26 protein-coding genes, 1 pseudogene and 1 riboswitch are annotated in these 26,951 nt (G+C 65.0%); of the genes and pseudogenes, 11 read left to right on the forward strand and 16 right to left on the reverse strand.

The genetic code is table 11. The features are described 5' to 3' along the window. Window positions 1-106: 106 nt before the first annotated feature. A complete protein-coding gene (locus tag ATI53_RS04580; protein ID WP_009505222.1) occupies window positions 107-883 on the forward strand; it encodes a DUF1013 domain-containing protein in 777 nt (258 codons plus the stop codon). 69 nt (window positions 884-952) lie between these two features. Here ATI53_RS04580 and ATI53_RS24330 read toward each other — a convergent pair whose 3' ends face one another. The 6 genes and pseudogenes from ATI53_RS24330 to ATI53_RS04600 all read right to left on the reverse strand — a co-directional run bounded on the left by ATI53_RS24330 (window position 953) and on the right by ATI53_RS04600 (window position 5,002). Further along, complete coding sequence (locus ATI53_RS24330; RefSeq protein WP_375342728.1) at window positions 953-1,258, reverse strand: DUF2252 family protein; 306 nt, start codon at window positions 1,256-1,258, stop codon at window positions 953-955. Further along, a complete protein-coding gene (locus tag ATI53_RS23800) occupies window positions 1,213-1,671 on the reverse strand; it encodes a DUF2252 family protein (RefSeq protein WP_240778545.1) in 459 nt (152 codons plus the stop codon). Before ATI53_RS23800 ends, ATI53_RS24330 begins: the two co-directional genes overlap by 46 nt. A gap of 32 nt (window positions 1,672-1,703) precedes the next feature. Next, window positions 1,704-2,048, reverse strand: a pseudogene (locus tag ATI53_RS24335) (DUF2252 family protein); the annotation flags it as partial. Beyond that, window positions 2,045-2,638, reverse strand: a complete 594-nt coding sequence (gene recR / locus ATI53_RS04590) for a recombination mediator RecR (protein WP_009505220.1) — start codon at window positions 2,636-2,638, stop codon at window positions 2,045-2,047. The pseudogene ATI53_RS24335 and the gene recR, both read right to left, overlap by 4 nt. Before the next feature lie 39 nt (window positions 2,639-2,677). Then, window positions 2,678-3,022, reverse strand: a complete 345-nt coding sequence (locus ATI53_RS04595) for a YbaB/EbfC family nucleoid-associated protein (RefSeq protein WP_009505219.1) — start codon at window positions 3,020-3,022, stop codon at window positions 2,678-2,680. A gap of 108 nt (window positions 3,023-3,130) precedes the next feature. Continuing rightward, window positions 3,131-5,002, reverse strand: a complete 1,872-nt coding sequence (locus ATI53_RS04600) for a cation:proton antiporter domain-containing protein (protein WP_009505218.1) — start codon at window positions 5,000-5,002, stop codon at window positions 3,131-3,133. A gap of 146 nt (window positions 5,003-5,148) precedes the next feature. Continuing rightward, window positions 5,149-5,226, forward strand: a riboswitch (SAM riboswitch). 61 nt (window positions 5,227-5,287) lie between these two features. Here ATI53_RS04600 and ATI53_RS04605 point away from each other — a divergent pair. The 4 genes from ATI53_RS04605 (at window position 5,288) to ATI53_RS04620 (ending at window position 9,567) form a co-directional block, all read left to right on the forward strand. Further along, window positions 5,288-6,466, forward strand: coding sequence for an aminotransferase class I/II-fold pyridoxal phosphate-dependent enzyme (locus tag ATI53_RS04605; protein ID WP_205912130.1), 1,179 nt, complete (start codon window positions 5,288-5,290; stop codon window positions 6,464-6,466). 99 nt (window positions 6,467-6,565) lie between these two features. Next, a complete protein-coding gene (gene folE2 / locus ATI53_RS04610; protein ID WP_111549820.1) occupies window positions 6,566-7,657 on the forward strand; it encodes a GTP cyclohydrolase FolE2 in 1,092 nt (363 codons plus the stop codon). Between the two features lie 144 nt (window positions 7,658-7,801). Next, window positions 7,802-8,029 carry a hypothetical protein gene (locus tag ATI53_RS04615; RefSeq protein WP_111549821.1) on the forward strand — a complete coding sequence of 76 codons (228 nt, stop codon included), beginning with the start codon at window positions 7,802-7,804 and terminating at the stop codon, window positions 8,027-8,029. Window positions 8,030-8,118: 89 nt separating this feature from the next. Continuing rightward, the gene (locus ATI53_RS04620) at window positions 8,119-9,567 is read left to right on the forward strand and encodes a TrkH family potassium uptake protein (RefSeq protein ID WP_009505209.1); all 1,449 of its coding nucleotides are present in this window, start codon (window positions 8,119-8,121) and stop codon (window positions 9,565-9,567) included. Here ATI53_RS04620 and ATI53_RS04625 read toward each other — a convergent pair. Together ATI53_RS04625 and mnmC2 are read right to left on the reverse strand one after the other, a co-directional pair. After that, window positions 9,564-10,439 carry a DMT family transporter gene (locus ATI53_RS04625; protein ID WP_111549822.1) on the reverse strand — a complete coding sequence of 292 codons (876 nt, stop codon included), beginning with the start codon at window positions 10,437-10,439 and terminating at the stop codon, window positions 9,564-9,566. The genes ATI53_RS04620 and ATI53_RS04625 overlap by 4 nt on opposite strands. Beyond that, the gene (mnmC2, locus tag ATI53_RS04630) at window positions 10,436-11,110 is read right to left on the reverse strand and encodes a tRNA (5-methylaminomethyl-2-thiouridine)(34)-methyltransferase MnmC2 (protein WP_009505207.1); all 675 of its coding nucleotides are present in this window, start codon (window positions 11,108-11,110) and stop codon (window positions 10,436-10,438) included. The genes ATI53_RS04625 and mnmC2 overlap by 4 nt, the downstream gene beginning before the upstream one ends. A 47-nt stretch (window positions 11,111-11,157) precedes the next feature. Here mnmC2 and ATI53_RS04635 point away from each other — a divergent pair, with 47 nt between their 5' ends. Beyond that, window positions 11,158-12,198, forward strand: a complete 1,041-nt coding sequence (locus ATI53_RS04635) for an NAD(P)/FAD-dependent oxidoreductase (protein WP_009505206.1) — start codon at window positions 11,158-11,160, stop codon at window positions 12,196-12,198. Window positions 12,199-12,302: 104 nt separating this feature from the next. Here ATI53_RS04635 and ATI53_RS04640 read toward each other — a convergent pair whose 3' ends face one another. From ATI53_RS04640 to ATI53_RS04655, 4 genes are all read right to left on the reverse strand, one after another. Next, window positions 12,303-12,746 carry a MaoC family dehydratase gene (locus ATI53_RS04640; protein WP_009505205.1) on the reverse strand — a complete coding sequence of 148 codons (444 nt, stop codon included), beginning with the start codon at window positions 12,744-12,746 and terminating at the stop codon, window positions 12,303-12,305. A 191-nt stretch (window positions 12,747-12,937) separates the two neighbouring features. After that, window positions 12,938-13,810, reverse strand: coding sequence for a TIGR01459 family HAD-type hydrolase (locus ATI53_RS04645; RefSeq protein ID WP_009505204.1), 873 nt, complete (start codon window positions 13,808-13,810; stop codon window positions 12,938-12,940). Between the two features lie 110 nt (window positions 13,811-13,920). After that, complete coding sequence (locus ATI53_RS04650) at window positions 13,921-14,784, reverse strand: aldose 1-epimerase family protein (protein WP_111549823.1); 864 nt, start codon at window positions 14,782-14,784, stop codon at window positions 13,921-13,923. Between the two features lie 189 nt (window positions 14,785-14,973). Further along, window positions 14,974-15,894 (reverse strand): manganese-dependent inorganic pyrophosphatase, encoded by a 921-nt coding sequence (locus ATI53_RS04655; RefSeq protein ID WP_111549824.1) that lies wholly within the window; start codon window positions 15,892-15,894, stop codon window positions 14,974-14,976. Between the two features lie 169 nt (window positions 15,895-16,063). Between ATI53_RS04655 and ATI53_RS04660 the strand changes: the two genes are divergently transcribed. The 3 genes from ATI53_RS04660 to ATI53_RS04670 all read left to right on the forward strand — a co-directional run bounded on the left by ATI53_RS04660 (window position 16,064) and on the right by ATI53_RS04670 (window position 20,868). Next, a complete protein-coding gene (locus ATI53_RS04660) occupies window positions 16,064-16,267 on the forward strand; it encodes a DUF3072 domain-containing protein (protein WP_009505201.1) in 204 nt (67 codons plus the stop codon). Window positions 16,268-16,359: 92 nt separating this feature from the next. Beyond that, on the forward strand, window positions 16,360-18,639 hold the full coding sequence (locus ATI53_RS04665) for an NADP-dependent malic enzyme (RefSeq protein ID WP_111549825.1): 2,280 nt from the start codon (window positions 16,360-16,362) through the stop codon (window positions 18,637-18,639). A gap of 327 nt (window positions 18,640-18,966) precedes the next feature. Next, window positions 18,967-20,868 (forward strand): propionyl-CoA synthetase, encoded by a 1,902-nt coding sequence (locus ATI53_RS04670; protein WP_009505199.1) that lies wholly within the window; start codon window positions 18,967-18,969, stop codon window positions 20,866-20,868. 86 nt (window positions 20,869-20,954) lie between these two features. Here the strand turns inward: ATI53_RS04670 and ATI53_RS04675 are convergent, their stop codons facing one another. The 4 genes from ATI53_RS04675 to ATI53_RS04690 form a co-directional block, all read right to left on the reverse strand. Continuing rightward, the gene (locus tag ATI53_RS04675; protein ID WP_009505198.1) at window positions 20,955-21,827 is read right to left on the reverse strand and encodes a 2-keto-4-pentenoate hydratase; all 873 of its coding nucleotides are present in this window, start codon (window positions 21,825-21,827) and stop codon (window positions 20,955-20,957) included. Between the two features lie 58 nt (window positions 21,828-21,885). Beyond that, complete coding sequence (gloA2, locus tag ATI53_RS04680) at window positions 21,886-22,269, reverse strand: SMU1112c/YaeR family gloxylase I-like metalloprotein (RefSeq protein ID WP_009505197.1); 384 nt, start codon at window positions 22,267-22,269, stop codon at window positions 21,886-21,888. A 175-nt stretch (window positions 22,270-22,444) separates the two neighbouring features. Beyond that, window positions 22,445-22,648, reverse strand: coding sequence for a CsbD family protein (locus ATI53_RS04685; RefSeq protein ID WP_009505196.1), 204 nt, complete (start codon window positions 22,646-22,648; stop codon window positions 22,445-22,447). An 88-nt stretch (window positions 22,649-22,736) separates the two neighbouring features. Next, complete coding sequence (locus ATI53_RS04690; protein ID WP_009505195.1) at window positions 22,737-23,498, reverse strand: NAD kinase; 762 nt, start codon at window positions 23,496-23,498, stop codon at window positions 22,737-22,739. A 170-nt stretch (window positions 23,499-23,668) separates the two neighbouring features. On the opposite strand from ATI53_RS04690, the gene glyA reads away from it, so the two are divergent. Next, window positions 23,669-24,964, forward strand: coding sequence for a serine hydroxymethyltransferase (gene glyA, locus ATI53_RS04695; RefSeq protein WP_009505194.1), 1,296 nt, complete (start codon window positions 23,669-23,671; stop codon window positions 24,962-24,964). 312 nt (window positions 24,965-25,276) lie between these two features. After that, on the forward strand, window positions 25,277-26,899 hold the full coding sequence (locus ATI53_RS04700) for an MFS transporter (RefSeq protein ID WP_111549826.1): 1,623 nt from the start codon (window positions 25,277-25,279) through the stop codon (window positions 26,897-26,899). Window positions 26,900-26,951: the final 52 nt, after the last annotated feature.

Consider the following 26,951-nt stretch of genomic DNA (forward strand, 5'->3'; position numbering starts at 1 on the left):
CGCCCAAGTTCCCCGACAACGGTAACCGTCCCGGACAGCCATCCAGGACATCCCGGCCCCCAGAGGTCCGGGGGCGGGGAAGAAGTTTTGCAAGGAGACTTGAACGATGGCCAAACTGCTGCACCCCAAGGCGACCGCCGTCTGGCTGGTCGACAACACCACCCTGACATTCAAACAGATCGCCGATTTCACCGGCATGCACGAGCTGGAAGTGCAGGGCATCGCCGATGGTGACGTTGCGGCAGGTGTCAAGGGGTTCGACCCGGTCGGCAACAACCAGATCGAACAGGCGCAGATCGACCAGGCCGAAAAGAACCCGATGGCCAAGCTCAAGCTGAAGTACAACGCCGCCGCTGTCGACGAAGACAAGCGTCGCGGTCCGCGCTACACGCCGCTGTCCAAGCGTCAGGATCGCCCGAACGCGATCCTCTGGCTGGTCAAGTTCCACCCCGAACTGACGGACGGGCAGATTTCAAAGCTGGTGGGCACGACCAAGCCGACCATCCAGTCGATCCGCGAACGCACCCACTGGAACATCCAGAACATGCAGCCCATCGACCCGGTGGCGCTGGGCCTGTGCCGCCAGACCGAACTGGACGCCGCTGTGGCCAAGGCGGCCAAGGGCCGCGAAACCGTCATGTCCGATGACGAACGCCGCAAGCTGGTGTCGACCGAGCAGAGCCTTGGGATGGACACCGAGGCGCGGCTGCCCACCGCCATCGAAGGACTTGAGACCTTTACCCTGTCGAACACGCGCAGCGACGATGACGAGGACGACAAGGCCCCGAGCGACTATTCCGATGCCGAGAGCTTTTTCAACCTGCCCGCCCCAAGCGATGACGACGACGAGGATGACGACGACAGCGACGATCCGCGCGGCTGACGCCCGGACCGGCAGGGTCCTCCACACGTTCGAAAAGGCCCGTGCCGGATGGCGCGGGCCTTTGGCGTTTCAGCGATAGGATTTGTCGATCCTGTCGAACGCGCCATGGGCAAAATCGTCGCGGAACACGGCGTGGTCGGCTTGCAGTCGGTCCGCCGCTTCCAGCGCAAAGCGGCAGATGTCGGCAATGAAAAGGCGGCGCGGGGTGGCGGCCTCGACGATAGAGGGGGCGACATCGTAGTCGATCCGCCCCAGATCGTCCGACAGCGCATGGCTTTGGGCCAGCGCGGCGCCGCAGACTTCGGCGTAATCCTTCCAGGTGGCGTAGCTCAGGCCATCCGGGTCGATGTTGTCGCGAAACGCACGCGCTCGCAGCTCATGAAGCTTTCGCCGTCGATCTCGACCGCGCCGTAGAAAATGTCGCCATGGGGCAGCCGCACCTGTCGGCCATGAACGATGCGGCCGGCCTTGTTGCCCGCATCGAAGCTGCCTGGCGGCGTCAGCCCGTCCAGGGTCGACCGCCGGGCGCTTTTGAATTCGATGATAAGGTCGTCGGTGGCATCACGCGACGGGCCTTCGATGAGCACATAATAGCGCGGCAGTCCCAGCGACGCGGTGCCCTGGCCGTGACGGATGCACACGTCCTTGTCCCGCAGCTCTGCGGAACGGTCCGGCTTGGCGGCGGCAAGATCGTCGACGGCTTGCTGAAAGGTCGCGTCGCGGGACGAGATCGGCTGAAGTTCGTCATCGGTCCTGGCCGCCACCCGGAACCCGGTGGCGCCGCGCATGATGTCCCAGGTGAAAGGGCATAGGTCGATTCATCGAAATCGCTGACGCCAAAGGTCGGCGCGCCGTTTTCATCCGGCATCCCCTCGAAATTTCCCGGATGCACATCGCCCAGCACCATGACCGACGGCATGTGCCGGTCGCTGCCCACCATGTCGCGGTAAAACAGCAGTGCGGAGCCACGAAAGAACTTGAAAAGATCGCCAGCCAGCGTCTCGAACCCGTCCTCGGTGCCGCTGGCGCGGGTTTCGATCCGGGTCGCGCGATGCCCCCCAGGCCGGCGCGCCGGGGCCCGCGCGTTCGGCGGGCGCCGAAAGCGAGCTCGGATCGGCGGCTGGTGGACATCATGCGTCGGACCGCCCCCAGCGATCCGCGTCAGATCCGGCGCCGCGCGTTCAGGGCGGCGGTGATGGTGCCGTCATCCAGATAATCAAGCTCTCCGCCAATGGGGACCCCTTGGGCGAGCGAGGTCAACGCCACGCGCGTTTCCAGCTGGTCGGCGATGTAATGCGCCGTCGTCTGCCCGTCGACGGTGGCGTTCAGGGCCAGGATGACCTCGGAAATCGCCTCGTCCTCGACGCGGCGCACAAGCTGCGGGATGCGCAATTCGTCCGGGCCGATCGAATCCAGCGCGGACAGGGTGCCCCCAAGCACATGGTAGCGCCCCTTGAACACGTTCGAGCGTTCCATTGCCCACAGGTCGGCCACATCTTCGACCACGCAAAGCAGACCGTTCGACCGGGTCTCGTCAGCGCAGATCGCGCAGACATCGGCGGTGCCGACATTGCCGCAGTTCACACATTCGCGGGCGGAGGCGGCGACCGCCGTCATCGCATCCGCCAGTGGCGTCAGCAACAGCGCCCGCTTGCGGATCAGGTGCAGCACCGCCCGGCGCGCCGAGCGCGGGCCAAGGCCGGGCAGCCGGGCCATCAGGTCGATCAGGGTGTCGATCTCGGTGCGGTCACGCAAATGGGGAAACCTGTCTAAAGGGGGCGAGCCGTTCTGAATTCAGAACGGCAGCTTCATGTCGGCGGGCAGGCCCATTTCCGATGTCAGCTTCTGCATCTCGGATTGCGCCCGCTCCTGCGCGCGGGCCTGGGCGTCCTTGACGGCGGCAAGGATCAGGTCCTCGACCACCTCCTTGTCGTCGCCGTTGAAGATCGACGGGTCGATGTCCAGGGCCTTGAGCTCGCCCTTGGCGGTGGCGGTGGCCTTGACCAGCCCGGCACCGGATTCGCCCACCACCTCAAGCGTGGCGAGGTCTTCTTGCAGCTGGGCCATCTTGCCCTGCATTTCCTGCGCGGTCTTCATCATCTTGGCCATGTCGCCAAGCCCGCCCAAACCTTTCAGCATCTCGTTTCTCCTGTGTGTGGTGGCCGCGCGGCGACCCGTCCCCGTTGGACGCTATATCGCAGCGCCGGGCGCGCGGAACAAGGGGCAGGGTGTGTCGTCGCGGTGCCCCTATGCCGCGTCGTTGCGTTTTTCCGCGAGCGCGGTGTAGAGCGCCGTTTCCAGTTCCTTTTCCAGCTCGCGCGCGCGTTTGACATAGGCTTCGTTCTCGGCTGACGGGACGGTCGGATCCCACAGCATCGCAAGCTCGGCCACGGTTTCGCGATCGTGGTGGTAAAAGGTCTCTTGCGCGATGGCGGCCTCGTATTCGCTCATGCCGACCTCTTCCAGCACATAGCGTCCGGCCCGCAGCGAGCTGTCGAACATCTCGCGCACGATCTTGTTCGCCCCGGCCTGATACAGCTCGTACACATGGGTCCGGTCATGGGCGCGCGCCACGATGAACAGGTCCTCGCGGGTGCGCCGCGCAAAGCGCACCAGCTTGGTCGTGGCCTTGGGATCGTCCAGCCCCGCCACCAGAACCTTGGCATCCTTGATCCCGGCGGCGTGCAGCAGTTCGGGGCGGGTGGGATCGCCGAAAAAGCCGCGAAAACCGAATCTGCGCATCAGTTCGATGGTCTGCATGTCGTGGTCGATCACCACCGTCTTGAACCCCGAGCTTTGCACCAGCCGGTTGACGATCTGACCGAACCGCCCGATGCCCGCGATGATGATCGGTCCGTCCGCCTCGATCGGGTCGTCGGGCCGGGTTTCGCGCGTGTCGGTCAGGCGCTTGGCGAGCAGGTCGAACAGAATGAACAGCAACGGCGTGATCAGCATCGACAGCGCCACCACCAGCAACAGCCTTTGCCCCAGGTTCTGGGTAAAGATGTTCAGTTGCAGCGCGAACGAGATCAGCACGAACCCGAATTCCCCCGCCTGCGCCAGCGCCAGGGTAAACAGCCAGCGCCCGCGAACGCGCAGCCGAAAGATGTGGCTGAGCACATGCAGGATCGCGCCCTTGACGAAGATCATCCCGAGCGCGAGCCCGAGAATCACAAGGGGTTCCTGCATGAACGCCTGAAGGCTCACGCCCGCGCCGACGGTGATGAAGAACAGCCCCAGCAGCAGGCCCTTGAACGGCTCGATGTCGGATTCGAGCTGGTGGCGAAATTCCGAGTTCGCCAGCACGACACCCGCCAGAAAGGTGCCAAGGGCCGGTGAAAGGCCCACCAGTTCCATCAGAAAGGCGATGCCCGCGACGATCAGCAGCGCCACCGCGGTGAACATCTCGGGCAGGCGGGCCGAGTGGATATGGCGAAACAGGGGGCGCGCGCCGAACACCCCGGCGATGATGATCGCGGCCACGGCGGACAGCGTCACAAGCGCCACGCCCCAGCCGGGCAGCCCGTCGACAAGGCTCATGGCGTGGTGGGCGTCGGCGTCCCTGAGCGGCCGCTGGATCGACCCGTCGGGCGCAAGCGAGGCGGTGACCGGCACCGCAAGCAGGGGCAGCACGATCAGCATCGGGATCACCGCGATGTCCTGGGTGAGCAGCACGGAAAACGCCGACCGCCCGCCTCCCGACTGCATCAGCCCCTTTTCGCTCAGCGTTTGCAGAACGATCGCGGTCGAAGACAGCGCAAAGATCATTCCGCAGGCCAGCGCCGGCCCCCAGGCCAGCCCCATCACCATCGCCGCCGCCATGATGGCCAGCGTGGTCAGCACGATCTGCGACCCGCCCAGCCCGACAAGGCGGTGCCGCATGTCCCACAGCGCGCGCGGTTCCAGTTCCAGCCCGATGATGAACAGCATCATGACCACGCCAAATTCGGCGAAATGCAGCAGATCCTGGGTGGCGGACACCAGGTGCAGCACCGGACCGATGATGATCCCGGCCAAAAGGTATCCCAGCACCGACCCCAGCCCGAGTCGCGCGGCGATGGGCACGGCGATCACCGCCGCCAGAAGATAGATCGACGCCTGGAAAAGAAATCCGTCCATGATGGGTCCTGTGCTGCTCGGGGGTATCTTGGGGCAGCGCGCGGGCGGGGGCAACAGCGCGTGGGTCCGCAGCGGCATCATCCCCGCGTGATCGCCCGGCCTGCGCATGCGCGCGCCGGTTGACGCAGGGTGGCGCGTGGGTGTATCGGGACCTTCGTGGCGCTTTGTAACCGGATTGCGGGCCACGTTAAACAACCCGCTAAAGAGGTCAGACGAAAGCCCCTTTCGCTTGACCGCGTCGGGGCTTTTTTCATTTGGGCGGCAGCGGCCCGGAAGGACGAGATGATGAGCGACAGCAAGACCCGCACCGCGCTGGTTCACGGTGGCACCAAACGCAGCCAGTGGAACGAAGTGTCCGAGGCGATATTCCTGACCCAGGGCTTTGTCTATGACAGCGCCGAGGCGGCCGAGCAGCGGTTTCTCAAGGCGGGCGACGATGAATTCATCTATGCCCGTTACGGCAACCCCACCATGCGCATGTTCGAGGACCGGCTGGCGGGCTACCTTGGCTACGAGGATGGTTTTGCCTGCACGTCGGGCATGGCGGCGGTGTCGGGCGCGCTGATGGCGCTGTGCAAGGCGGGTGATCGGGTGGTTGCGTCGCGGGCGCTGTTCGGGTCCTGCCTGTATGTGCTCGAAGAGGTTCTCGGGCGTTACGGGGTTGACATCGTGCTGGTCGACGGGCGCGACACCGCCGCCTGGGACGCGGCGTTGACGCCGGGCACGCGGGCGGTGTTCCTGGAATCGATCTCGAACCCGACGCTTGAGGTGATCGACCTCGGCCATGTCTGCAGGGCGGCGCACAGGGTCGGCGCGCTTGTCATCGTAGACGATGCGATGGCAACGCCGGTGTTTTCCTACGCCCGCGACTGCGACGCGGATCTGGTGGTGATTTCGACCACCAAGCATGTGGACGGCCAGGGGCGGATGCTGGGCGGTATGATCTGCGGCAGCAAGGAGCTGATCCGTGGCCCCATCGAAGCCTACATGAAACACACCGGCGGCGCGATGAACCCGTTCGCCGCGTGGTCGCATCTCAAGGCGCTGGAGACGCTGGAATTGCGCGTGCGGGCGCAGGCGGCGGGCGCGGTGCAGGTCGCCGACGCGCTGTCGGGTCACGACAAGGTGTCCTTCGTGCATTATCCGACGCACAGGGACCACCCCCAGCAGGAACTGGCGTTGCGCCAGGCGCCGTCGGGCGGCACGGTGCTGGCGTTCGAGATCAAGGGCGGAAAAGCCGCCTGTTTCCGCGTGCTGAACGCGCTGAACACGATCCTGATCTCGAATAATTTCGCCGATGCGAAATCCATCGTGACCCACCCGGCGACGACCACCCACCAGCGCCTTCCGCAAGAGCAGAAAGACACGCTGGGCATCACGCCGGGACTGGTGCGTCTGTCGATCGGGCTGGAAGATCCGGCGGACATCATCGCCGACCTGATGCAGGCGCTTGAAGCTGCCTGAGCAAGGCGGCGGAAATCTTCGGGGATAGAAACCATTGGAAATATCGCGGGGCAGGGCTTATCTGTCCCGTGACCCGCACAGCCCCCAGGGATGCCAGAGATGAACATCCATACGCCCGACCTGAACCTTGAGCCCAGCCGCGACGACGCGGCCCAGGCGCTTGCGCTGCTGCGCCGCTATATCGCCGGGGCCGGCGACGGAGACCTTGCCGCCGTCGATCCGGACCTTGTGGCGTTGCGCGACGGGCTGCCCTATCCGGATCTTGCGCGCGATTATCCCGACGGGTTCGTCGCCGACGCTGCCTATCGCGCCACGCTTCCCGACCTTCAGAACGGCCCCGCCTCGCTGATCCGGGGCGAAAACCGGGCGATCCAGCATGTGGGGATTTCCAATTTCCGTCTGCCGCTGCGCTATCGCTCCCGTGGCGTCGGGGACTTGATGCTGGAAACCTCGGTCACCGGCACGGTCAGCCTTGAGGCGGGCAAGAAGGGCATCAACATGTCGCGCATCATGCGCAGCTTTTATGTTCATGCGGAAAAGTCGTTCTCCTTTGACGTGATCGAAGCGGCGCTGGACGATTACAAGACGGACCTTGGCAGTTTCGATGCCCGGATCATGATGCGCCTGTCGTTTCCGGTGAAAATGGACAGCCTGCGGTCGGGCCTGTCGGGGTATCAGTATTACGACATCGCGCTGGAATTGATCGAAGTGCAGGGGCTGCGCCAGCGGTTGCTGCACCTGGATTACGTGTACAGCTCGACCTGCCCGTGTTCGCTGGAACTGGCGGAACACGCCCGGCGCACGCGCGGGCAGCTTGCGACGCCGCATTCGCAGCGGTCGGTCGCCCGGTTGTCGGTGCAGATGAAGCCGGGGCGTAGCCTGTGGTTCGAGGACGTGATCGACCTGTGCCGCGCCGCCGTGCCGACCGAAACCCAGGTGATGGTGAAACGCGAAGACGAGCAGGCGTTTGCCGAGCTCAACGCCGCCAATCCGATCTTTGTCGAAGACGCGGCGCGGCTGTTTGCCGAACAATTGCACGCAGACCCCCGTATCGGCGATTTCCGCGTGCTTGCCAGCCATCAGGAAAGTCTGCATTCCCATGATGCGGTATCCGTGTTGACCGAAGGCGCGACATTCGCCTCCCAAAGCCTGGACCCGGCTCTGTTCGCAAGTCTGCACCACGCCGGCTGATCTGCCGGGCCGTTCGGCGCGACGCGGCGCCGTGTTGCGCGCGTTGCTGCGTTGCAGCAATTGGGGGCGCCGGCGTTGGGAAATCCCTGCAAGATGCCCTGACCCTGCCGGCCCGGGGACACCCGGCCGCGCAGAGGGTTCCGTATGAGCATGGGCAATGTCGCGATCGGCATGGGGCGCATGTCGCTTGGCGCCCGGATCGACACCTGTTTCGCCATGATGGGCTTTGACGTGAACCCCCGTGGACGGCGCCGGGCGCGCATGGCGCAGATCATCGGCCCTGCTATGAAAAGCGCCGCGCAACCGGCGCGCATGGGGCTGACGCGCGACGATATTCCGCCGCGCGTCTTCAAAGGCCTGCCGACCGGTTAGGCCCCCGCAGCCACGCCGCGCAAACAACCCGACGCGCCGGTCACGCCGCTGCTTGACAGGCGCGCGCGCACGGTTCAACGCTCTGCCTCATGTTCGATCTTCGCCCCGTCGCCTATGTCATCGGCCTGCTTGTCGCGACGTTGGGCGCGACCATGTTCCTGCCCATGTTGGTCGACATCGCCGAAGGGCGCGGCGAATGGCATGTCTTTCTGGAATGCGGGGTGTTCACCGTGCTTGCGGGCGGGCTGACGTCGCTTGCCTGCGCCAATGCGGTGAAGGAGGGGCTGACGCTTCAGCAGACGTTCTTGCTGACCGTCGGTGTCTGGGCGGCGCTGCCGCTGTTCGGCGGGCTGCCGTTCATCTTCGGTGCGACCGAGGCCAGCTTTACCGACGCCTATTTCGAGGCGATGTCAGGCCTGACGACCACCGGATCGACGGTATTCACCGGGCTGGACGACCTGCCGATGGGCTTGCTGCTGTGGCGCGGCATCCTGCAATGGCTGGGGGGCATCGGCATCATCGTGGTGGCCATGGTGTTCCTGCCCGAATTGCGCGTGGGGGGCATGCAGGTGTTCCGCTCGGAGGCGTTCGAGACCATGGGCAAGATCCTGCCCCGCGCCACGGAAATCGCCTCGTCGATCTCGACCATCTATGTGGCGCTGACGCTGGCGTGCGCGGTGGCGTATCTGCTGTGCGGCATGAACGCGTTCGACGCGACGGTGCATGCGCTGACGACCCTGTCGACGGGGGGCTTTTCCAACTACGATGCCAGCTTCGGCACATTCCAGGGGCCGGCGGAATATGTGGCGTCGTGCTTCATGGTGGCCGCCGCGCTGCCATTCGTGCGCTATGTGCAGATGCTGAACGGTCACTACAGCCCGTTCTGGCGCGACAGCCAGATCATCGTCTTCCTGCTGACCATCCTTGCGCTGGTTGCGGTGATGGCGGGCACGTTGCTGATGCTGTTTCCGCATCATCCCGAACAGGCGATCCGCGAATCTCTGTTCAACATCACCTCGATCATCTCGGGCACGGGCTATGCGTCGGTCGATTACATGAGCTGGGGGCCGTTCATCATCACGATGTTTTTCTTTATCGGCCTGATCGGAGGCTGCGCGGGCTCGACCACCTGTTCGGTCAAGATCTTTCGCTACCAGATTTTGTTCGCGTCGGTCCGCGTTCAGCTGAAACGCATCCGCGCGCCCCATGGCGTGTTCATCCCGCGCTTTCAGGGGCGCCAGGTGGATGACGAGACGCTGTCATCGGTGCTGGCGTTCTTTGCGTTCTTCGTGGTGTCGCTGGGCGTGCTGTCGGTGGGTCTGGGCATGACCGGTCTGGATTTCATCACCTCGATCAGCGGGGCGGCGACGGCGCTGGCCAATGTCGGCCCCGGCCTTGGCAGCGAAATCGGCCCGGCGGGCAATTTCGCGGGTATCAACGACGCCGCGAAATGGATGCTGGCCTTTGCGATGCTGACCGGCCGGCTGGAGGTGATGGCGGTGTTCGCGCTGTTCACTCCGCGCTTCTGGCAGGGTTAGGTCTTTTTCTGTGCCAACTGTTCGCGCCAGAGCGTAAACAGCCCGGCAGCGACGATGATGGCCGCACCGATCACCACATTGGGCCGCAGCGTCTCGTCGAACAGTGTCATGCCGATGGTTGCGGCGAACACCAGCTGAAGGTAGGCAAAGGGCTGCACCGCAGACGCCTCGGCGACCTCGTAGACCTTGATCAGGGTGAAATGCCCCGCCGTGCCGGTAAAGCACAGCACGATCATCCAGCCCCAGTCAGGGCCGGACATCGGTTCCCAAAAGAACGCGCCCACCGCAGTGGCGGTGATGGCGCCGGACACGCCGGTCCAGAAGAACGAGGTCGCCGCGCTGTCACGCCGCGCCACATAGCGCGTCAGCAGTCCGTAGAGCGCGAACATCAGCGCCGCCAGCAACGGCACCGCCGCCAGGGGCGAAAACACCCCCCCCGTGGGTTGCAGGATGATGACCACCCCGACAAAGCCGACACCAATGGCCGACCAGCGTTTCCAGCCGACCCTTTCCCCCAGGATCGGCCCCGAGAGCGCGGCGATCAGCAGCGGATAGACGGTGAACACCGCATGGCTTTCGGTAAGGCCCAGCAGCACGAACGCGCTGATCATCACCCAGATCTCGGCCACCAGCAGCACGCCGCGAAAGATCTGCAACACCGGCTGTGTGGTCCTGACCGCACCGCGCAGACCGCCCGCCTTGCGCGCCGCCACCGCCATCACGAAGGCGGCAAAGAACCAGTAGCGGATCATCACCACCATATAGACGTTGTATTCGCCCGACACATGCCGCGAGATCCCGTCCTGGATCGCGAACACAAATGTCGTCAGTATCATAAGCCAGATTCCAAGCCTGGTGTTCTGTTCCGTCATAGGGGGCGCTCCGCTCGGGTCATGTGCCGCTTGCGCCCGTATCCGGGCAGGCGCGTCACTTCAAGCTTTGCCGCCTGCAACGCGCGCCGGACATGTCCCGCCGCCGTGTAGGTCGCCGCCGTGCCTCCCGGAGCCATGTGTCGGGCAACCTGCGACATCAGCGCCGCGCCCCAAAGCTCGGGGTTTTTCGCGGGCGAAAATCCATCCAGAAACCATGCGTCCGCCATGCCGGTCCAGTCGGGCAGGGTGGTGCGCGCGTCGCCGTCGATCCGTTCGAAATGCAGGTCGGGCAGGCGGACGATGCGCGCATCCGCGCGCCAGAAGGGCGCCAGTTCAGCCGCTATTCCGGCCAGGTCGGCAAAGGCCGCCTGCGCGCGGATCATATCTGCGGCGGCCATGGGAAAGGCCTCGAACGTGGTGAACCGCAGCACGCCATTCGCGCCGCTGTCGCGCCACAGCGCCAGCGTGGCCAGCAGGTTCAGCCCCGTGCCAAAACCCAGCTCGGCCACATGGAACCCGTCTCGGAACCGCTTTGGCAGGCCGTTGCCCGCCAGAAAGGTGTGGCGCGTTTCGGCCAGCCCGTCGTCGAGCGAAAAGTAAGGATCATCGAAGCGGGCCGACACCGGCACCTCTCCGTCGCGCCAGATCGGCGCCTCGGGCTGGTTCGTCATGATGGTCTGTCCTAGAACTGGCGCGACCATGCAGAAGGGGGCGGGCAATGACAAGCATCGACGTGACCGTGCGGGGGGCGGGGATATTCGGTCTGTCGATCGCCTGGACCTGTGTGCAGGCGGGCGCAAGGGTGCGCGTGGTCGACCCGTTCGGCCCCGGTATGGGGTCGTCGGGGGGGCTGGTCGGTGCGCTTGCCCCGCATGTTCCGGAAAACTGGAACGCGAAAAAACAGATCCAGCTGGAAAGCCTTTTGATGGCGCGGTCCTTTTGGGCGGGCATCGAAGCCGCGGGCGGGGTGTCGCCGGATTACGCCCGCTCGGGCAGGCTGCAACCGGTCCAGGACGACCGCGCGCTGGATCTGGCGCGCACCCGGTCGGAAACCGCCCGCGCGCTTTGGCAGCATCACGCCACATGGGATCTGATCCGCGCCGAGATAGCAGGGCCCTGGGCCCCCGTTACCCCGTCGGGCTGGTTGATCCGCGACACGCTGTCGGCGCGCCTGTCGCCGCGCCGTGCGGCGGCGGCGCTGGTCGCGGCGTTGAACGCGCGCGGCGTCGACATAACGTCCGACGCGCCGGACGAAGGCCAGGTGCTGCACGCCACCGGCTGGCATGGCCTGCGCGCGCTGTCACAGGATCTGGGCAAGGCTGTCGGCGCTGGGGTGAAAGGTCAGTCGCTCCTGCTGCGCCATGACGCGGGCGATGCGCCGCAGATCTTTGCGGGCGGCTTGCACATTGTGCCGCATCACGACGGCACTGTCGCGATCGGGTCGACTTCGGAACGTGACTTCGACGATCCTGCCGGGTGTGACGCGCAATGCGATGATCTGCACGCGCGCGCGCTTGCCGTCCTGCCGGTGCTGCGCGGCGCCGAGGTCGTCGAACGCTGGGCGGGCGTGCGTCCCCGCGCCAAAAGCCGTGCGCCGATGCTTGGTCCCTGGCCGGACCGCCCCGGTCACTACATTGCCAACGGCGGCTTCAAGATCGGGTTTGGCATGGCGCCCCGCGTGGCGCGGATCATGGCCACGCTGTTGCTTGAGCGCCGCGACATCATTCCGGATGGCTTTCGCGTCAGCGACTCGTTGTGAACCACCCCGTCAGAAGCCTGCGCGCGGTTCGCCGGACCCCGGACCATTCCCGCCCGAGACCGCCTCCCGCGCCACTGGCCCGGGCGCCTCAGAGCGCGACCGTATCAGTCGAACTTGCGCGATGGGGCCAGCACCTTGGCTTCGCCAGTCAGAACCGGCTTGTCGTCCACGGTGCATGCGCAATCCAGCGTCACGCGCCGCCTGGAATGGTCGATGCCCGTCACCGTGACCCTTGCCGTCACCATGTCACCGGGCCGCACCGGGCCGATGAACTTGAGCGATTGGCCCAGATAGACGGTGCCATGCCCCGGTAACTGCTCTCCGATGACGGCCGAGATCAGACCGGCGGTCAGCATCCCATGCGCAATGCGCCCCTGAAAGATCGTGTCCTGGGCATAGGAGTCATCAAGGTGCACCGGATTGCGGTCGGTCGACACCTCGGCGAACATCTCGATATCGCGGTCCGTCACGATCTTTCGGATGTGTCGGGACATCCCGATCTCGATGTCCTCGATGCAGATCGTTCCGCGCGGAAAGTTGTCCAGCATCTTTGCCTCCGTCATGATTCATTCGGTAACAATAGTCCCAGACTGATCCGGTTTGGGAAACTTTATTACTTTGCACGCGCAGAAAATCAAGCCCTGTCATGAAGGGCCGGCTCCAGAACCGGGGCGCGTGTCCAAGACAAAACGCCACCCGCGATGGCGGGCGACGTAAAATCAACGGTCGGGGGCGCGGTCTAGCGCAGGAACCCGATGCTGTAGGCCGGGTTCACCGAATGGGTGGCGAGATAGGCGTCAAGCTTGACGGGATCGGGCTGTCGGTCGGTTCCGGTTTCTTCGGCGGCGATTCCGCCCGAAATGAACAGCGAATCGAGCTCTTCGCCCTGCGCACCCAGAATATCGGTCTTGACCCCGTCTCCGATCGCAAGAATGCCACTGTCGGAAATCTCGGGCGCGATTTCGGCCAGGCGGCGCCGTGCAAGATCGTAGATGGGCGGAAAGGGCTTGCCGAAATACAGGCTCTCGCCGCCCATTTCGGAATAAAGATCGGCCACGGCACCGGCGCACCATTCACGCACCTCGCCCCGGTCCACGATGACATCGGGATTGGCGCAAAGCAGCTTCAGTCCCTTTTGTTTGGCATACAGCAACTGGGGGCGCAGCACCGTCGGGGCTTGTCTGGAATCGTAGGGGCCGGTGCAGACAATGCCTTCGGCATCTTCCAGCGGCACGCGGGTGATCGGCACCGGGGTCTCGATCAGTTTGAGCGGTTCGAAAAACGGCAGGTCGATTTCGGTCCCGATGAACCAGATCTTCGAGCCGACAGCGCCGCAGAACATGGCTGACCGGGCGCTGTCGCCGGACGTGGCGATGTTGTCCCAGCAATCCTGCGGGACGTCGAACTGTTCCAGCTGCTTCATCACCTCGACACGGGGACGTGGCGAATTGGTGACAAGCACGACAATGCCGCCGCGCTTGCGATAGGCTCGCAAAGCTTCGACCGCCTCGGGATAGGCGGTCATGCCGTTATGCACGCAGCCCCAGAGGTCTACGAACATGGCGTCGTAGCGGTCGGAAATCTCGGAAAGGGCGTCGATGATCTGGCTCATGCGGTACGGGCCTTTTCTGGCGTCAGGTGTCTGCCCCTACCTAGGGGGCGGTCGCGCTTTTGACCAGCCTTTCGGCCCGGTCGGTCAGCCCGGCCTTTCGAGCAGGTCTTTCAACCTTGCGCGGTCACCGACCACGCAAATCGCGCGGTGTCGCCCGGATCCAGGATGACGGTCCAGGGCCGGTCGGCCATCTGCGCCGAGCCGCCATGCGCGCCGGCGGTTCCGTGCCAGGGTTCGATGCACAGGAACGGCGCGCCGACCTTCTGCCAGATGGCGAGGTTGGGCAGGTTTTCAAATGTGAAATGCAGGCGAGGCCCGGTTTCGAAGGTCAGGGTCAACGCATCGCCTGCGCCGTCGGGAAAGATCAGAGCGTCATCTTCGAACAGATCGGGGGTGATGTCGAGGTGCCCCATGGTGAAGGGCGATGGCAGCCGGTCGGCACCGAGAAGGCCATCCCGGAGTCGCGCGAGCGCGGGCGCGCCGCCGTTGCTCAGCGTGACCGCAGCAGATCCGCTTGCCCCAGCCGGCGGCAGGTTGAACGCAGGATGAAAGCCAAACCCGAAAGGCATGGGCCGGAGGTCACGGTTCGTGATCTCGACAGCCTCGGTGAGGGTCGCGCCCTCGACCCGGTGGATCGCCGCCAGCTCGAACGCAAAGGGAAAGCAGGCTCGGGTTGCTGTGCTGTCACGCAGGACATGACGGCACGAGGTATCATCGGCGGCAGCCAGATCGAACAATGTGCGACGCGCAAAACCATGCTTGGGCATGTGGAAAACGTCACCCGCGAAGGCGAGCTTGTCGTCACGCGCCAGGCCGACAATTGGGAAAAGCAAGGGCGCACGACCGTTCCACCACGCGGGGTCGCCTTGCCAGAGCAGCTCGGCGTCATTCAGGCGGAGGCTTTGCAATTCGGCACCCATGGCGGCGACCGTGACAGACAGCGCCTCGCTCGAAATGTGGATGGGGTCGGACATCGGGGCCTCGGTGTATTGCCCGCGCGAAAGTGCATGGGGGCAGGCAAAACGCCAGAGCGCCTGTGCAAAAGACGCCCTGGGTTGGGCGCCTCTGTGGTCAGCGGGTCTAAAACTCTTCGTACGAAGAGTTTTAGACCACCCTCGCGCCGTACGGGAAAACTCTTCGTACGAAGAGTTTTCGGGATCGGATCACAGCTTCAGATTCGGAATGATCTGTTTCTTGCGGCTCATGACGCCGGGAAGGACCACGGTGTCGCCGTCGACCGATGCGCCAAAGCTCCTTTCCGCCACTGCCTTGACCAGTTCGTTGGGCACCAGAAGCGTCGCTTCTTCGTTCAGGATGTCGACCACGAACAACAACACCTCGTCCACGCCGTCTTCTGCTGCGACCGTCTTGAAGGTTTCCATCAGCGACGCCTTGCGGCCCAGCGGGATTTCCGGCGCCGTGGTTTCCAGAACCGATACGCGGAACCTGGTGCCATCGACGGCGTATTCCTTGGAATCCATGCGGATCAGTTCGGCATCCGAAAAATCGGACACATCCGACTTGGCGGCGAACATCTGTGCCGCGAACTCTGGGATGTCGATGCCAAGATCTGCCGCCAGGGTCTCGGCCACGGCGCGGTCATGTGCGGTGGTGGTGGGCGAGCGGAATTCGAGAGTGTCGGACAGGATGCAGGTCAGCGCCGCGCCCTTGATCGCGTCAGGCATCCTGCCCAGATCCTTGCCCATCAGGTCGACCATGATCGTCGCGGTGCAGGCCAGCGGGCGCATCGTGATGTCGATCGGGCCCCTGGTTTCCAGGCCGCCGACCAGCTTGTGGTGGTCGATGATGCCCTGGATGTCTGCCGCGTTGATCGAGGCGGGCAGTTCGGCAGGGTTGTTGGTGTCAACGATGATCACCGGCGCGCCCTCGGTCACGTCCGAGATGATTTCGGGTTTCTCAAGGTCCCAGTGTTTCAGCATGAAGGCGGCTTCGGTGTTGGGTTCGCCCAGCAGCGCGGGCTTGGCGGCGGTGCCTTTCACTTCGTTGAGGTACCAGGCCCAGATGATCGGGCTGCCGGTGCTGTCGGTGTCGGGGGACTTGTGGCCGAAAACCAGGGTGGTCATGAGGGCTCCTCTCGGGGTGCGTCACATTATTTCGCGGGCGTTGTAGCGGCGCGGTTGCGCCTTGTCACCCTTGGAAATGCGAGCCGTCTGAGCGGGGGCGGCCGCCGCCGCGCCATGGAACCGGGGGCCGGGCCGGGGCGTTCACAGACCAGACAGAGGATTTTATCAGATGAACATGCAGACCGATTTTGCCGACACCGTCCAGCTTGATGCCGCGCTTGACGTCCCCCCCGATCCCCGCGAGCCAATGACCGCATCGCAGGAAGCGCGTCTGCGCGAGTTGTCCGAACGCGCGGGTGAACCGTTCAACAGCGAGCTTACGGTCCAGCAGGCCGAAGATCGCATCGAGTTGCTGCGGGCGGTGGTCTACTGACGCCGCGCGCTACTGGACGCAACACGGCCTTCCTGATATGCGACGCACATCGAGTTGTTCAGTGATGAACTATATCGGGAGCAAAGCCGCAGATGTCCGAAACGAGCCAGGAAAGCCTGCGCCAGGCGGCGCTGTTCTATCACGAGAACCCCAAGCCCGGAAAGCTTGAGATCCGCGCCACCAAGCCGCTGGCCAACGGGCGCGACCTCAGCCGGGCCTACAGCCCCGGCGTCGCCGAGGCCTGCCTGGAGATCAAGGCCGATCCCGCCAATGCGGCCCGCTACACCGCGCGGGGCAATCTGGTGGCGGTGGTGTCGAACGGCACCGCCGTGTTGGGGCTGGGCAATATCGGGCCGCTGGCGTCCAAGCCGGTGATGGAAGGCAAGGCGGTCCTGTTCAAGAAATTCGCCAATATCGACTGTTTCGACATCGAACTGGATCAACCCGACCCCGAAAAGCTGGCGGACATCGTCTGCGCGCTGGAACCGACCTTCGGGGCGATCAATCTCGAAGATATCAAGGCGCCTGACTGCTTCACCGTGGAAAAGATCTGCCGTGAGCGGATGAACATCCCGGTCTTTCACGACGATCAGCACGGCACGGCCATCGTTGTGGGCGCCGCTGCCACCAACGCGCTGCACGTCGCCGGAAAGTCGTTCGAAGACATCAAGATCGTCTCGACCGGCGGGGGCGCGGCCGGCCTCGCCTGTCTCAACATGCTGCTCAAGCTTGGGGTCAAGCGGGAAAACGTCTGGCTGTGCGACATCCACGGTCTTGTCTACGAGGGCCGCACCGAGGATATGAACCCGCACAAGGCCGCTTTTGCCCAGGCCTCGGACAAGCGTACCCTGGATGACGTGGTCGATGGCGCGGATCTGTTTCTGGGGCTGTCGGGGGCGGGGGTGCTGAAGCCCGAACAGGTGGCGCGCATGGCGGCAAGGCCGATCATCTTCGCCCTTGCCAACCCGAACCCCGAAATCATGCCAGATCTGGTGCGCGAGGTTGCCCCCGATGCCATCATGGCAACGGGGCGGTCGGATTTTCCCAACCAGGTCAACAACGTGCTGTGTTTCCCGTTCATCTTTCGCGGCGCGCTTGACGTGGGCGCGACCGAAATCAACGACGAGATGGCCATCGCCTGCGTGACCGGCATCGCAGCCCTTGCCCGCGCCACCACCAGCGCCGAGGCCGCCGCCGCCTACCATGGCGAGCAGATGACCTTTGGTCGCGACTACCTGATCCCCAAGCCGTTCGATCCGCGCCTGTCGGCGGTGGTGTCCTCCGCCGTGGCCATGGCCGCGATGGAGTCGGGCGTGGCGACCCGCCCGCTCGACGATCTTGGGGCGTACAAGGAAAAGCTGAACGCGAGCGTGTTCAAATCGGCTTTGCTGATGCGGCCGGTTTTCGACGCGGCCCGTACTGCCAGCCGCAAGATCGTCTTTTCCGAGGGCGAGGACGAGCGTGTGCTGCGCGCCGCGCAGGCGATCCTTGAAGAAACCACCGAACATCCGATTCTGATCGGTCGCCCCGAGGTGCTGGAATCGCGCTGTGAACGCATGGGGCTGGAAATCCGCCCCGGACGGGATTTCCACGTTGTGAACCCTCACGATGACCCGCGCTACCGCGATTACTGGGAAAGCTATCACACGCTGATGGCGCGCAAGGGCGTGACGCCTGACCTCGCGCGCGCCATCCTGCGCACCAACACCACGGCGATTGCGTCGATCATGGTGCACCGGGGCGAGGCAGACAGCATGATCTGCGGCACGTTTGGCGAATATCGCTGGCATCTCAATTACATCACGCAGGTGCTGGGGGGGCGGGGGTCCGAACCGCAGGGCGCGCTGTCCTTGATGATCCTGGAAGACGGGCCGCTGTTTCTGGCCGATACCCAGGTCTGGACCGAACCCAACGCCGAACAGATCGCGGCCACCACCATCGGGGCTGCGCGTCATGTGCGCCGGTTTGGTCTGACGCCCAAGGTGGCGCTGTGCTCGCGCTCGCAGTTCGGCAACCAGGCGGATGGCACCGGACCGCGCATGCGCGCGGCGCTGGACATCCTAGACAGCTGCCCGCGCGATTTCATGTATGAGGGCGAAATGCACGTGGACAGCGCGCTTGACGCCGATCTGCGCGAGCGTCTGATGCCGGGCAACCGGCTGGAAGGCGCGGCGAATGTTCTGATCTTCGCCCAGGCGGATGCGGCCAGCGGCGTGCGCAACATCCTGCGGCTCAAGGCGGGCGGGCTTGAGGTCGGGCCGATCCTGATGGGGCTGGGCAACCGGGCGCATATCGTGACGCCGTCGATCTCCTCGCGCGGGTTGCTGAACATGGCGGCCATCGCGGGCACCCCCGTCGCCAGCTACGGCTGACGCGCCCTGGCGGGGCGGGCCGGGCCAGCATGACTGGGCAGCAGATCTGGGGCAGCAGGACTGACGCGGTCAGGGCGACCTGCACGGTCCGTTGTGGTCATCCTGCCCGGCGCGAGATTTGCAATATCCGGATTAGCATGTTTGCACATCCCCCATCGGTTGCACCGCGATCTGCGAAGATCCGGTGACTTTGCAAAATTTGCACGGCGATTTCCAGCTGACTTCGCAAACTATCGTGTAATCGGGTCGCAGTTTACGGTAACAGGCTTGCCCGGTGCCGGGGCGAAGCCTAACACCTTCCTCCAATAGTGAGAAGAGGACGTATCCATGGGTTACAAGGACGTGTACGCGGCCTGGCAGGCCGATCCCGATGGCTTCTGGATGGAGGCCGCCGAAGCCATCGACTGGGACCGCAAGCCGACCAAGGCGCTGCTGGACAAGGGCGGCGACATGTACGAGTGGTTCGCGGACGGCATGGTGAACACCTGCTGGAACGCGGTCGATCGTCATGTCGAAGCCGGGCGCGGCGACGAGATCGCCATCATGCACGAAAGTCCGATCACCCATGCCAGCAAGGGCATCACGTATCGCGAGCTGCGCGATCGGGTGGCCAGCCTCGCCGGGGCGCTTCGGATGCGCGGCGTGGAAAAAGGCGACCGGGTCATCATCTATATGCCGATGATCCCCGAGGCGCTTGAGGCGATGCTCGCCTGCGCGCGCATCGGCGCGGTGCATTCGGTGGTGTTCGGCGGGTTCGCCGCGCATGAACTGGCGGTGCGCATCGACGATTGCACGCCCAAGGCGATCATCGCCGCAAGCTGCGGGCTGGAACCGGGGCGGGTGGTGCATTACAAGCCGCTGCTGGATTCCGCCATCGAACAGGCGACGCACAAGCCCGAATTCTGCGTCGTCTTTCAGCGCGAGCAAGAAGTGGCCAAGCTGGTCGAGGGCCGCGATTTCAACTGGCACGGCTTTCAATACGGCGTAAAGCCCGCCGAATGCGTCCCGGTCGAAGGCAGCCACCCGGCCTACATCCTGTACACCAGCGGCACGACCGGCCAGCCCAAGGGCGTGGTACGGTCCACCGGCGGTCATCTTGTCGCCCTGCAATGGACGATGAAAAACATCTATAACATCGAGGCCGGAGATCGGTTCTGGGCCGCATCCGATGTCGGCTGGGTCGTGGGGCATTCGTATATCTGCTACGGTCCCCTGATCGCAGGCGCCCAGACCATCGTGTTCGAAGGCAAGCCCATCGGCACGCCCCACGCCGGGGTGTTCTGGCGCATTATCCAGAACCATCGGGTGAAATCGTTCTTCACCGCGCCAACCGCTTTGCGCGCCATCCGCCGCGCCGACCCGGATGGAGAATGGATCCGCCGCTACAAGCTGCACGACCTTCAGGCGTTGTTCCTTGCGGGCGAACGGGCCGATCCCAGCATCATCGAATGGGCGCAAAAGCACCTTGGCGTGCCGGTGATCGACCATTGGTGGCAAACCGAAACCGGCTGGGGCATCGCCGCCAACCCCATCGGCATCGAGGAGTTGCCGATCAAGCTGGGCAGTCCGTCCGTCGTCATGCCGGGCTATGACGTGCGCATTCTGGATGAAGGCGGGCACGAGGTGGAACCGGGCACGCTGGGCGCCATCGCGATCAGGCTGCCGCTGCCGCCGGGCACGTTGCAGACGCTGTGGCAGGCCGAGGACCGGTTCCGAAAATCCTATCTGACCCACTTCCCCGGCTATTACGAAACCGGGGACGCGGGCAAAAAGGACGAAGACGGCTATCTGTATATCATGTCCCGCACCGATGACGTCATCAACGTGGCGGGCCACCGGCTGTCGACGGGCGCGATGGAAGATGTGCTTTCGTCGCATCCGGACGTGGCCGAATGCGCGGTGATCGGGGTGTCGGATGCGATGAAAGGGCAGACGCCGCTGGGGTTGATCTGTCTGAGCTCGGGCGTGGATCGCGATGATGCCGAGGTCTGTCGCGAATGTGTCAAGCTGGTGCGCGACCAGATCGGCCCGGTTGCCGCCTTCAAGCTCTGCGCGGTGGTGGACCGGCTGCCCAAGACGCGCTCGGGCAAGATCCTGCGCGCGACCATGGTCAAGATCGCCGATGGCGAGACCTACAAGATGCCCGCGACCATCGACGATCCGGCCATCCTGGACGAGATCGAGGTTGCGCTGAAAAAACTTGGCTACGCCAACAGCGCGCCGGCCTGACCTCTGCGCCGGCCCTGCCGGGGCCGGCGTTCGCATCCATGCGTCGGGAAAGCGGGCAGCGCCCCTTTCGGCCTCGCCCGGGGGCGTTACCGCGTGAAGCTGACCGAGATCGCCGGGTCTCCGGGCAGGCCGCTGTAGCGCACGGTCGCGCCCTTCCCGGCGCTGGCCACCGGAACAAACGGGCCGAAGGCGCCGACGCTGACGATGTCGCCCGCCTTCAGCGTCACCCCATCCGACATCAGCCACAGCAGCGCGTTCGCCGGATGGCCCAGCGCCGCGCGGCCGGGGGCCTCGGACAGCACCGTGCCATCGGCGGCGGTCAGGGTCACGGTCATGTCCGCCAGCCTCTGTGCCATGAGCGCGGGGTCGGTGACCACGATGTCATCGCCCATCACGCCAAGCCGGGGGCCGACCCCCATGGCGGTCAGTGTCACGCCGGTCATCGGTTCGCCGGCCGCAAGGACCAGATCGGGCAATTCGATGAACGGGCGGATGGCCGAGATATGGCCAAGCACCTGTTCGGGAGTCGTGGCGCCGGCGATGGCGTCGTCGGCGACGATCAGCAGCAGGTCGGCCTCGACCATCGGAACCGCGCCGAAATCCGCCGGAACGGAGGCGCCGTCGTGCAGCAGCATGTCGCGGTACAGCAGGCCGCGCACGGGGGCGGTGACGCCGAACCTGTCCTGAGCGGGCTTGCTGGTCAGCCCGGCCTTGTAGCCGACCACCGGACCCAGTTCGGGCGCCAGCGCCTGTGCCAGTCTCGCCTGGGTGCACAGCGCATCCTGCATGGTGCCGCCCGCGCCAAGCGCCGCCGCGGGCTCGCGCGCCAGGTAGCTCGCCACGAATTGCGCGATCTCGGGCTGGGTGGCGCAGGCCGCCTGCGCGGCGTCGGCAAACGCGCCCAGCGCAAACGCGCCGATGGACGCCCTGACCAGCGCGGCTTTCATGATAGCAGACATTCCCGGTTCTCCTGCGATGCAAGACGATCCTGCCAGACGGACGCCGCCCGGGCAACGGTCATGCTTCGTAGAGTTCCAGCGGCAGCCCGTCGGGATCGGCGAAAAAGGTGAACCGCTTGCCGGTCAGGGCGTCGGTGCGGATGTCTTCCACGGCGACGCCCCGTGACTGTAGCCGCGCCTTGATCGCCGCAACGTCATGGACGGTAAAGGCAAGGTGGCGCAAGCCCCGCGCTTCGGGGCGCGACGGGCGTGCAGGGGGGGTGGGAAAGGAAAACAGTTCGATCTGCCCACCGCCGGGGATCTCCAGATCCAGCTTCCAGCTGTCGCGTTCGGCCCGCAGGGTCTCTGCAATGACCCGAAGGCCCAGAATGTCGACATAAAACGCGCGGCTGCGGGGATAGTCCGAACAGATGATCGCGACGTGGTGAAACGCTTGCAGCATGGGGGCCCCGGGCAATTGGGAAACTCGCCGCATAAGACGGCATTTGACGCGCCGCCGCAATCCGTCCCCGTCAGACGTGAAAAGACCCCGGGGAGGGAACACCCGGGGTCGATTCGTGCCTTTGCCTGCTTACGAACAGGCCCGACGGTGCGTCGGGCGGCATCCTGACAGGGCGTCAGGCGGCGTGCTTGTGATAAAAGGAATCAACCTCTTTCTCAGCTTCGTCCTTGGCAATGCCATAGCGTTCCTGGATCACGCCGACCAGCTTTTCGCGGTCGCCTTCGGCGCGGTCGAGGTCATCGTCGGTGAGCTTGCCCCACTGGGCCTGCGCATCGCCCTTGATCTGTTTCCACTTGCCCTGGATCACATCCCAATTCATCGGAGTACTCCTTTCTCTGGCAGTCATGTCCGCATCGTTGCGGGGTTCGGATACAGAACCACCCGCGGCGGGAAAGGTTCCGCGCGGTTCAGACGAATTGTTCGCGGATCAGACGTTCTTCCAGACCGTGGCCGGGGTCGAACAGGACCCTGTGCCGGACCGTCGGCTCGGACCGGATATGCACCCGCACAACGTCGCGCACCGACTGGCTGTCGGCCTCGGCCATGACGGGGCGCTTTTCGTGTTCAAGCACCTCGAATGTGACCTCGGCGCCCTTGGGCAGCAGCGCGCCACGCCAGCGGCGCGGGCGAAAGGCGGCGACCGAGGTCAGGGCCAGCACCTCGGCGCCGATGGGCAGGATTGGCCCGTGCGCCGAGTAGTTATAGGCGGTGGACCCGGCGGGGGTGGCCAGCAGCGCCCCGTCGCAGACCAGTTCGGGCAGGCGCAACTTGCCATCCACATGGATCGCCAGCCGCGCCGCCTGCGGCCCGCAACGCAACAGCGACACCTCGTTGATCGCAAGCGCGTCGTGGATCGAGCCATCCAGCTTGTGGGCGCGCATCGACAGCGGATTGATGACCGCTTCTTCGGCCGAGGACAGCCGTTCTTCAAGCGCGTGATCGGAATAAGCGTTCATCAGAAACCCGACCGTGCCCCGGTTCATGCCATAGACCGGCACCGCCAGTTCCTGCGTGCGGTGCAGTGTGTGCAGCATGAACCCGTCGCCGCCCAGCGCCACGATCACATCCGCCCCATCTTCGGCATGGTCGCCGTAGCGGCGCGTCAGCCCCGCCAGCGCCGCCTGGGCGATGGGTGCGTTGGACGCGCAAAAGGCGATCTTCAGCGGCATGTGTTTCCCCTTTGCGCGGTCGGTGTTCCGAAACAACCACAAGTTTCCCCAAGCTGCCAGTGACGTCGTTCATCTACCGCCGGAATGGCGCTTTGATCCCTTTGCGCGGGGCGCGCTTTCCAGTACCTAGGCGCCATATGACGAATCCTTGACACCGGGAGACCACGCCCATGAACGCCCCGCACCGCGATGACGGCTTCTTTACCCAGGACCTGTCCGATCGTGACCCCGAGCTTTTCGCGTCGATCACCGGCGAACTGGGTCGCCAGCGCGACGAGATCGAACTGATCGCGTCGGAAAACATCGTCTCCCGCGCCGTGATGCAGGCGCAGGGGTCGGTGATGACGAACAAATACGCCGAAGGCTATCCGGGCAAACGCTATTACGGCGGCTGCGATTGGGTGGACGTGGCGGAAAACCTTGCCATCGACCGCGCCAGGCAGCTGTTCGGCTGTGAATTTGCCAATGTGCAGCCCAATTCGGGCAGCCAGGCGAACCAGGGCGTGTATCAGGCGCTGATCCAGCCGGGCGACACCATCCTTGGCATGAGCCTCGATGCGGGCGGCCACCTGACCCATGGCGCCAGGCCCAACCAGTCGGGCAAGTGGTTCAACGCCGTCCAGTACGGCGTGCGCCAGCAGGACAACCGCCTTGATTACGATCAGGTGCAAGAGCTTGCGACCGAGCACAAGCCCAAGCTGATCATCGCCGGCGGCTCGGCCATTCCGCGCCAGATCGACTTTGCCAGGATGCGCGAGATTGCCGACAGCGTCGGGGCCTACCTGATGGTCGATATGGCGCATTTCGCGGGGCTTGTCGCCGGTGGCGAACATCCGTCGCCCTTCCCCCACGCGCATGTGGCGACCACGACAACCCATAAGACCCTGCGCGGCCCGCGCGGCGGCATGATCCTGACCAATGACGAGACCATCGCCAAGAAAGTGAACTCGGCGATCTTTCCCGGCATTCAGGGCGGCCCGCTGATGCATGTCATCGCCGGCAAGGCCGTGGCATTCGGCGAGGCGTTGCAGCCGTCGTTCAAGACCTATGCCGCGCAGGTCGTCAGGAACGCGCAGGCGCTGTCGGATCAGCTGATCAAGGGCGGTCTGGATACGGTGACGCATGGCACCGACACCCATGTGGTGCTGGTCGATCTGCGCCCCAAGGGCGTCAAGGGCAACGCCACCGAAAAGGCGCTGGGCCGGGCGCACATCACCTGCAACAAGAACGGAGTGCCCTTCGACCCAGAAAAGCCGACGGTGACGTCGGGCATCCGCCTTGGCTCGCCCGCAGGCACCACGCGCGGTTTTGACGAAGACGCCTTCCGCCAGATCGCTGACTGGATCATCGAGGTGGTCGACGGGCTTGCCGCGAATGGCGAAGACGGCAACGCCGGGGTCGAAGCCAAGGTCAGCGGCGAAGTGCAGGCGTTCCTCAAGCGGTTCCCGATCTACCCGACGCTCTGATCGGACATACATTCGTGACCAGGGGCCGGTGTGCAGAACGCCGGCCCCTTTTGCATCGCGCGCGGACCAACTGCATCGCGCGCGGACCAACGCAAAGGTCGCGCGCCGGGCCAACCGCTGCGAGGCGCCGCCGGTTCCGCGACACACCCGTCACCTGCCCGGTTCGCGGGGGCGCGCAGCCCCCGGTCCGGGTATTTCCGGCCCGATGACAGATGAGTGCCCACGGGGGCCTTGACCTCGGGGGGGGCTGTGCCAGTCTTTGTCCAAGGCCCGCGCTTCGGCGGTTGCCGTTTTCCGGATCTCCGAGCCTGCATGCCCCAGCCTGTCTCCAGCCCGCTTTCCGTCCTGCGCATCCCTGCGTTTCGCAACCGCTGGGGGGCGTCGCTTGTGTCGAACCTGGGGACGCTGGTGCAGTCGGTCGGGGCGGGCTGGATGATGACGCAGATCAGTTCGTCCGACGCGATGGTCGGGCTGGTGCAGGCGGCGGTGACGGTGCCGACGATGCTGTTCGCGGTGTTTGCGGGCACGCTCGCCGACAGTCACGACCGCCGCAAGGTGATGATCGGGGCGCAGTTTTTCATGATGGGCTCGGCGGCGCTGCTGACTGCCCTCGCGTGGTGGGGGCTGATGACCCCTTGGCTGCTGGTGGGGCTGACATTCATGATCGGCACCGGATCGACGTTTTTCAACCCGTCCTGGCAGGCGTCGATGGGCGACATCGTCCCGCGCGAAGACCTGCCGGCGGCGGTGGCTCTGAATTCCATGGCGTTCAACGCGATGCGCTCTGTCGGGCCGGCCATCGGCGGGATCATCGTCGCGACGGCGGGGGCAGCGGCGGCCTTTGCCCTGAACGCGGTGAGCTATGTCGCCATGATCGCGGCGCTTTGGCTGTGGAAGGCGCCGGTTCCGGACAACGCATTGCCGCGCGAACCGCTGCGCCTCGCGATCCAGTCGGGGCTGCGCTACGTCGCGATGTCTCCGAACCTGGTGAACGTGATGGGACGGGCCTTTGTGTTCGGGCTGGGGGCGGTGGCGGTGCTGTCGCTGTTGCCGGTGGTGGCGCATGAACGGCTGGCGGGCGACGCCACGACCTATGGCATTCTGCTTGGCTCGTTCGGAGTGGGGGCGATTGGCGGGGCGTTCTTCAATGCCCGGCTGCGCGCGGTGATGGACAATGAACATATCTGCCGGCTTGCGGCGGGGGCCGGGGCAGCGTCGACGCTGGTGCTGGCCCTTGCGCCGGTGATCTGGGTCTGCCTGCCGGCGTTGATGGCAAGCGGGGCGGCCTGGGTCATCGCGCTGTCGCTGTTCAACGTGACGGTGCAACTGTCGACGCCGCGCTGGGTCGTGGGGCGCGCCATCGCGCTGTACCAGTCGGCCAGCTTTGGCGGTATGGCGCTGGGCAGCTGGCTGTGGGGCGCGGTGTCGGACGGGCAGTCGTTGCGGATCGCGCTGGTCGGGGCGGCAATGACGATGGCGGTCGCGGCGCTGGTGGGGCTGCGGCGGGCTCTGCCCGAATACGGCAACCTTGACCTGTCTCCGATGGGGCTGTTCCGCGAGCCGATGTTGCAGCTGGACGTGCAGCCCCGCAGCGGACCCGTGGTGGCCGTGACCGAATTCGAGATCGCCCCCGCGGATGTGCCGCAATTCCTTGCCGTTATGGCCGAACGTCGCCGGGTGCGCATCCGCGACGGGGCCCAGAACTGGGTCCTGATGCGCGATCTCGAAGACCCCAGACTCTGGCAGGAGACATATCATGTGCCAACCTGGATCGAATACATCCGCCACAATACCCGCCGCACCGTGGCCGATCACGGCACCTATGAGCAGCTGATGTCGCTGCACCGGGGCAAGGACAAGCCGCACACTCGGCGGATGATCGAACGCCACGCCATCGCGCGGGGACGCGGGGGCGTGTATCGGTTCGATGTCTGAGCGCGCGATGAAATTCCGAGTGGCCGATCGCGCCAGTCTGTCGTTTCGTAAC

The organism is Salipiger aestuarii, assembly GCF_003259905.1.
Lineage (GTDB): Bacteria > Pseudomonadota > Alphaproteobacteria > Rhodobacterales > Rhodobacteraceae > Salipiger > Salipiger aestuarii.

Coding starts and splice junctions, on each gene's coding strand:
- ATI53_RS04580 (WP_009505222.1), top strand. CDS start 107: ATGGCCAAACTGCTGCACCCCAAGGCGACCGCCGTCTGGCTGGTCGAC.
- ATI53_RS23800 (WP_240778545.1), bottom strand. CDS start 1,671: ATGCGCGGCGCCACCGGGTTCCGGGTGGCGGCCAGGACCGATGACGAA.
- ATI53_RS04595 (WP_009505219.1), bottom strand. CDS start 3,022: ATGCTGAAAGGTTTGGGCGGGCTTGGCGACATGGCCAAGATGATGAAG.
- ATI53_RS04600 (WP_009505218.1), bottom strand. CDS start 5,002: ATGGACGGATTTCTTTTCCAGGCGTCGATCTATCTTCTGGCGGCGGTG.
- ATI53_RS04605 (WP_205912130.1), top strand. CDS start 5,288: ATGAGCGACAGCAAGACCCGCACCGCGCTGGTTCACGGTGGCACCAAA.
- folE2 (WP_111549820.1), top strand. CDS start 6,566: ATGAACATCCATACGCCCGACCTGAACCTTGAGCCCAGCCGCGACGAC.
- ATI53_RS04615 (WP_111549821.1), top strand. CDS start 7,802: ATGAGCATGGGCAATGTCGCGATCGGCATGGGGCGCATGTCGCTTGGC.
- ATI53_RS04620 (WP_009505209.1), top strand. CDS start 8,119: ATGTTCGATCTTCGCCCCGTCGCCTATGTCATCGGCCTGCTTGTCGCG.
- ATI53_RS04625 (WP_111549822.1), bottom strand. CDS start 10,439: ATGACGGAACAGAACACCAGGCTTGGAATCTGGCTTATGATACTGACG.
- mnmC2 (WP_009505207.1), bottom strand. CDS start 11,110: ATGACGAACCAGCCCGAGGCGCCGATCTGGCGCGACGGAGAGGTGCCG.
- ATI53_RS04635 (WP_009505206.1), top strand. CDS start 11,158: ATGACAAGCATCGACGTGACCGTGCGGGGGGCGGGGATATTCGGTCTG.
- ATI53_RS04640 (WP_009505205.1), bottom strand. CDS start 12,746: ATGCTGGACAACTTTCCGCGCGGAACGATCTGCATCGAGGACATCGAG.
- ATI53_RS04645 (WP_009505204.1), bottom strand. CDS start 13,810: ATGAGCCAGATCATCGACGCCCTTTCCGAGATTTCCGACCGCTACGAC.
- ATI53_RS04650 (WP_111549823.1), bottom strand. CDS start 14,784: ATGTCCGACCCCATCCACATTTCGAGCGAGGCGCTGTCTGTCACGGTC.
- ATI53_RS04655 (WP_111549824.1), bottom strand. CDS start 15,894: ATGACCACCCTGGTTTTCGGCCACAAGTCCCCCGACACCGACAGCACC.
- ATI53_RS04660 (WP_009505201.1), top strand. CDS start 16,064: ATGAACATGCAGACCGATTTTGCCGACACCGTCCAGCTTGATGCCGCG.
- ATI53_RS04665 (WP_111549825.1), top strand. CDS start 16,360: ATGTCCGAAACGAGCCAGGAAAGCCTGCGCCAGGCGGCGCTGTTCTAT.
- ATI53_RS04670 (WP_009505199.1), top strand. CDS start 18,967: ATGGGTTACAAGGACGTGTACGCGGCCTGGCAGGCCGATCCCGATGGC.
- ATI53_RS04675 (WP_009505198.1), bottom strand. CDS start 21,827: ATGTCTGCTATCATGAAAGCCGCGCTGGTCAGGGCGTCCATCGGCGCG.
- gloA2 (WP_009505197.1), bottom strand. CDS start 22,269: ATGCTGCAAGCGTTTCACCACGTCGCGATCATCTGTTCGGACTATCCC.
- ATI53_RS04685 (WP_009505196.1), bottom strand. CDS start 22,648: ATGAATTGGGATGTGATCCAGGGCAAGTGGAAACAGATCAAGGGCGAT.
- ATI53_RS04690 (WP_009505195.1), bottom strand. CDS start 23,498: ATGCCGCTGAAGATCGCCTTTTGCGCGTCCAACGCACCCATCGCCCAG.
- glyA (WP_009505194.1), top strand. CDS start 23,669: ATGAACGCCCCGCACCGCGATGACGGCTTCTTTACCCAGGACCTGTCC.
- ATI53_RS04700 (WP_111549826.1), top strand. CDS start 25,277: ATGCCCCAGCCTGTCTCCAGCCCGCTTTCCGTCCTGCGCATCCCTGCG.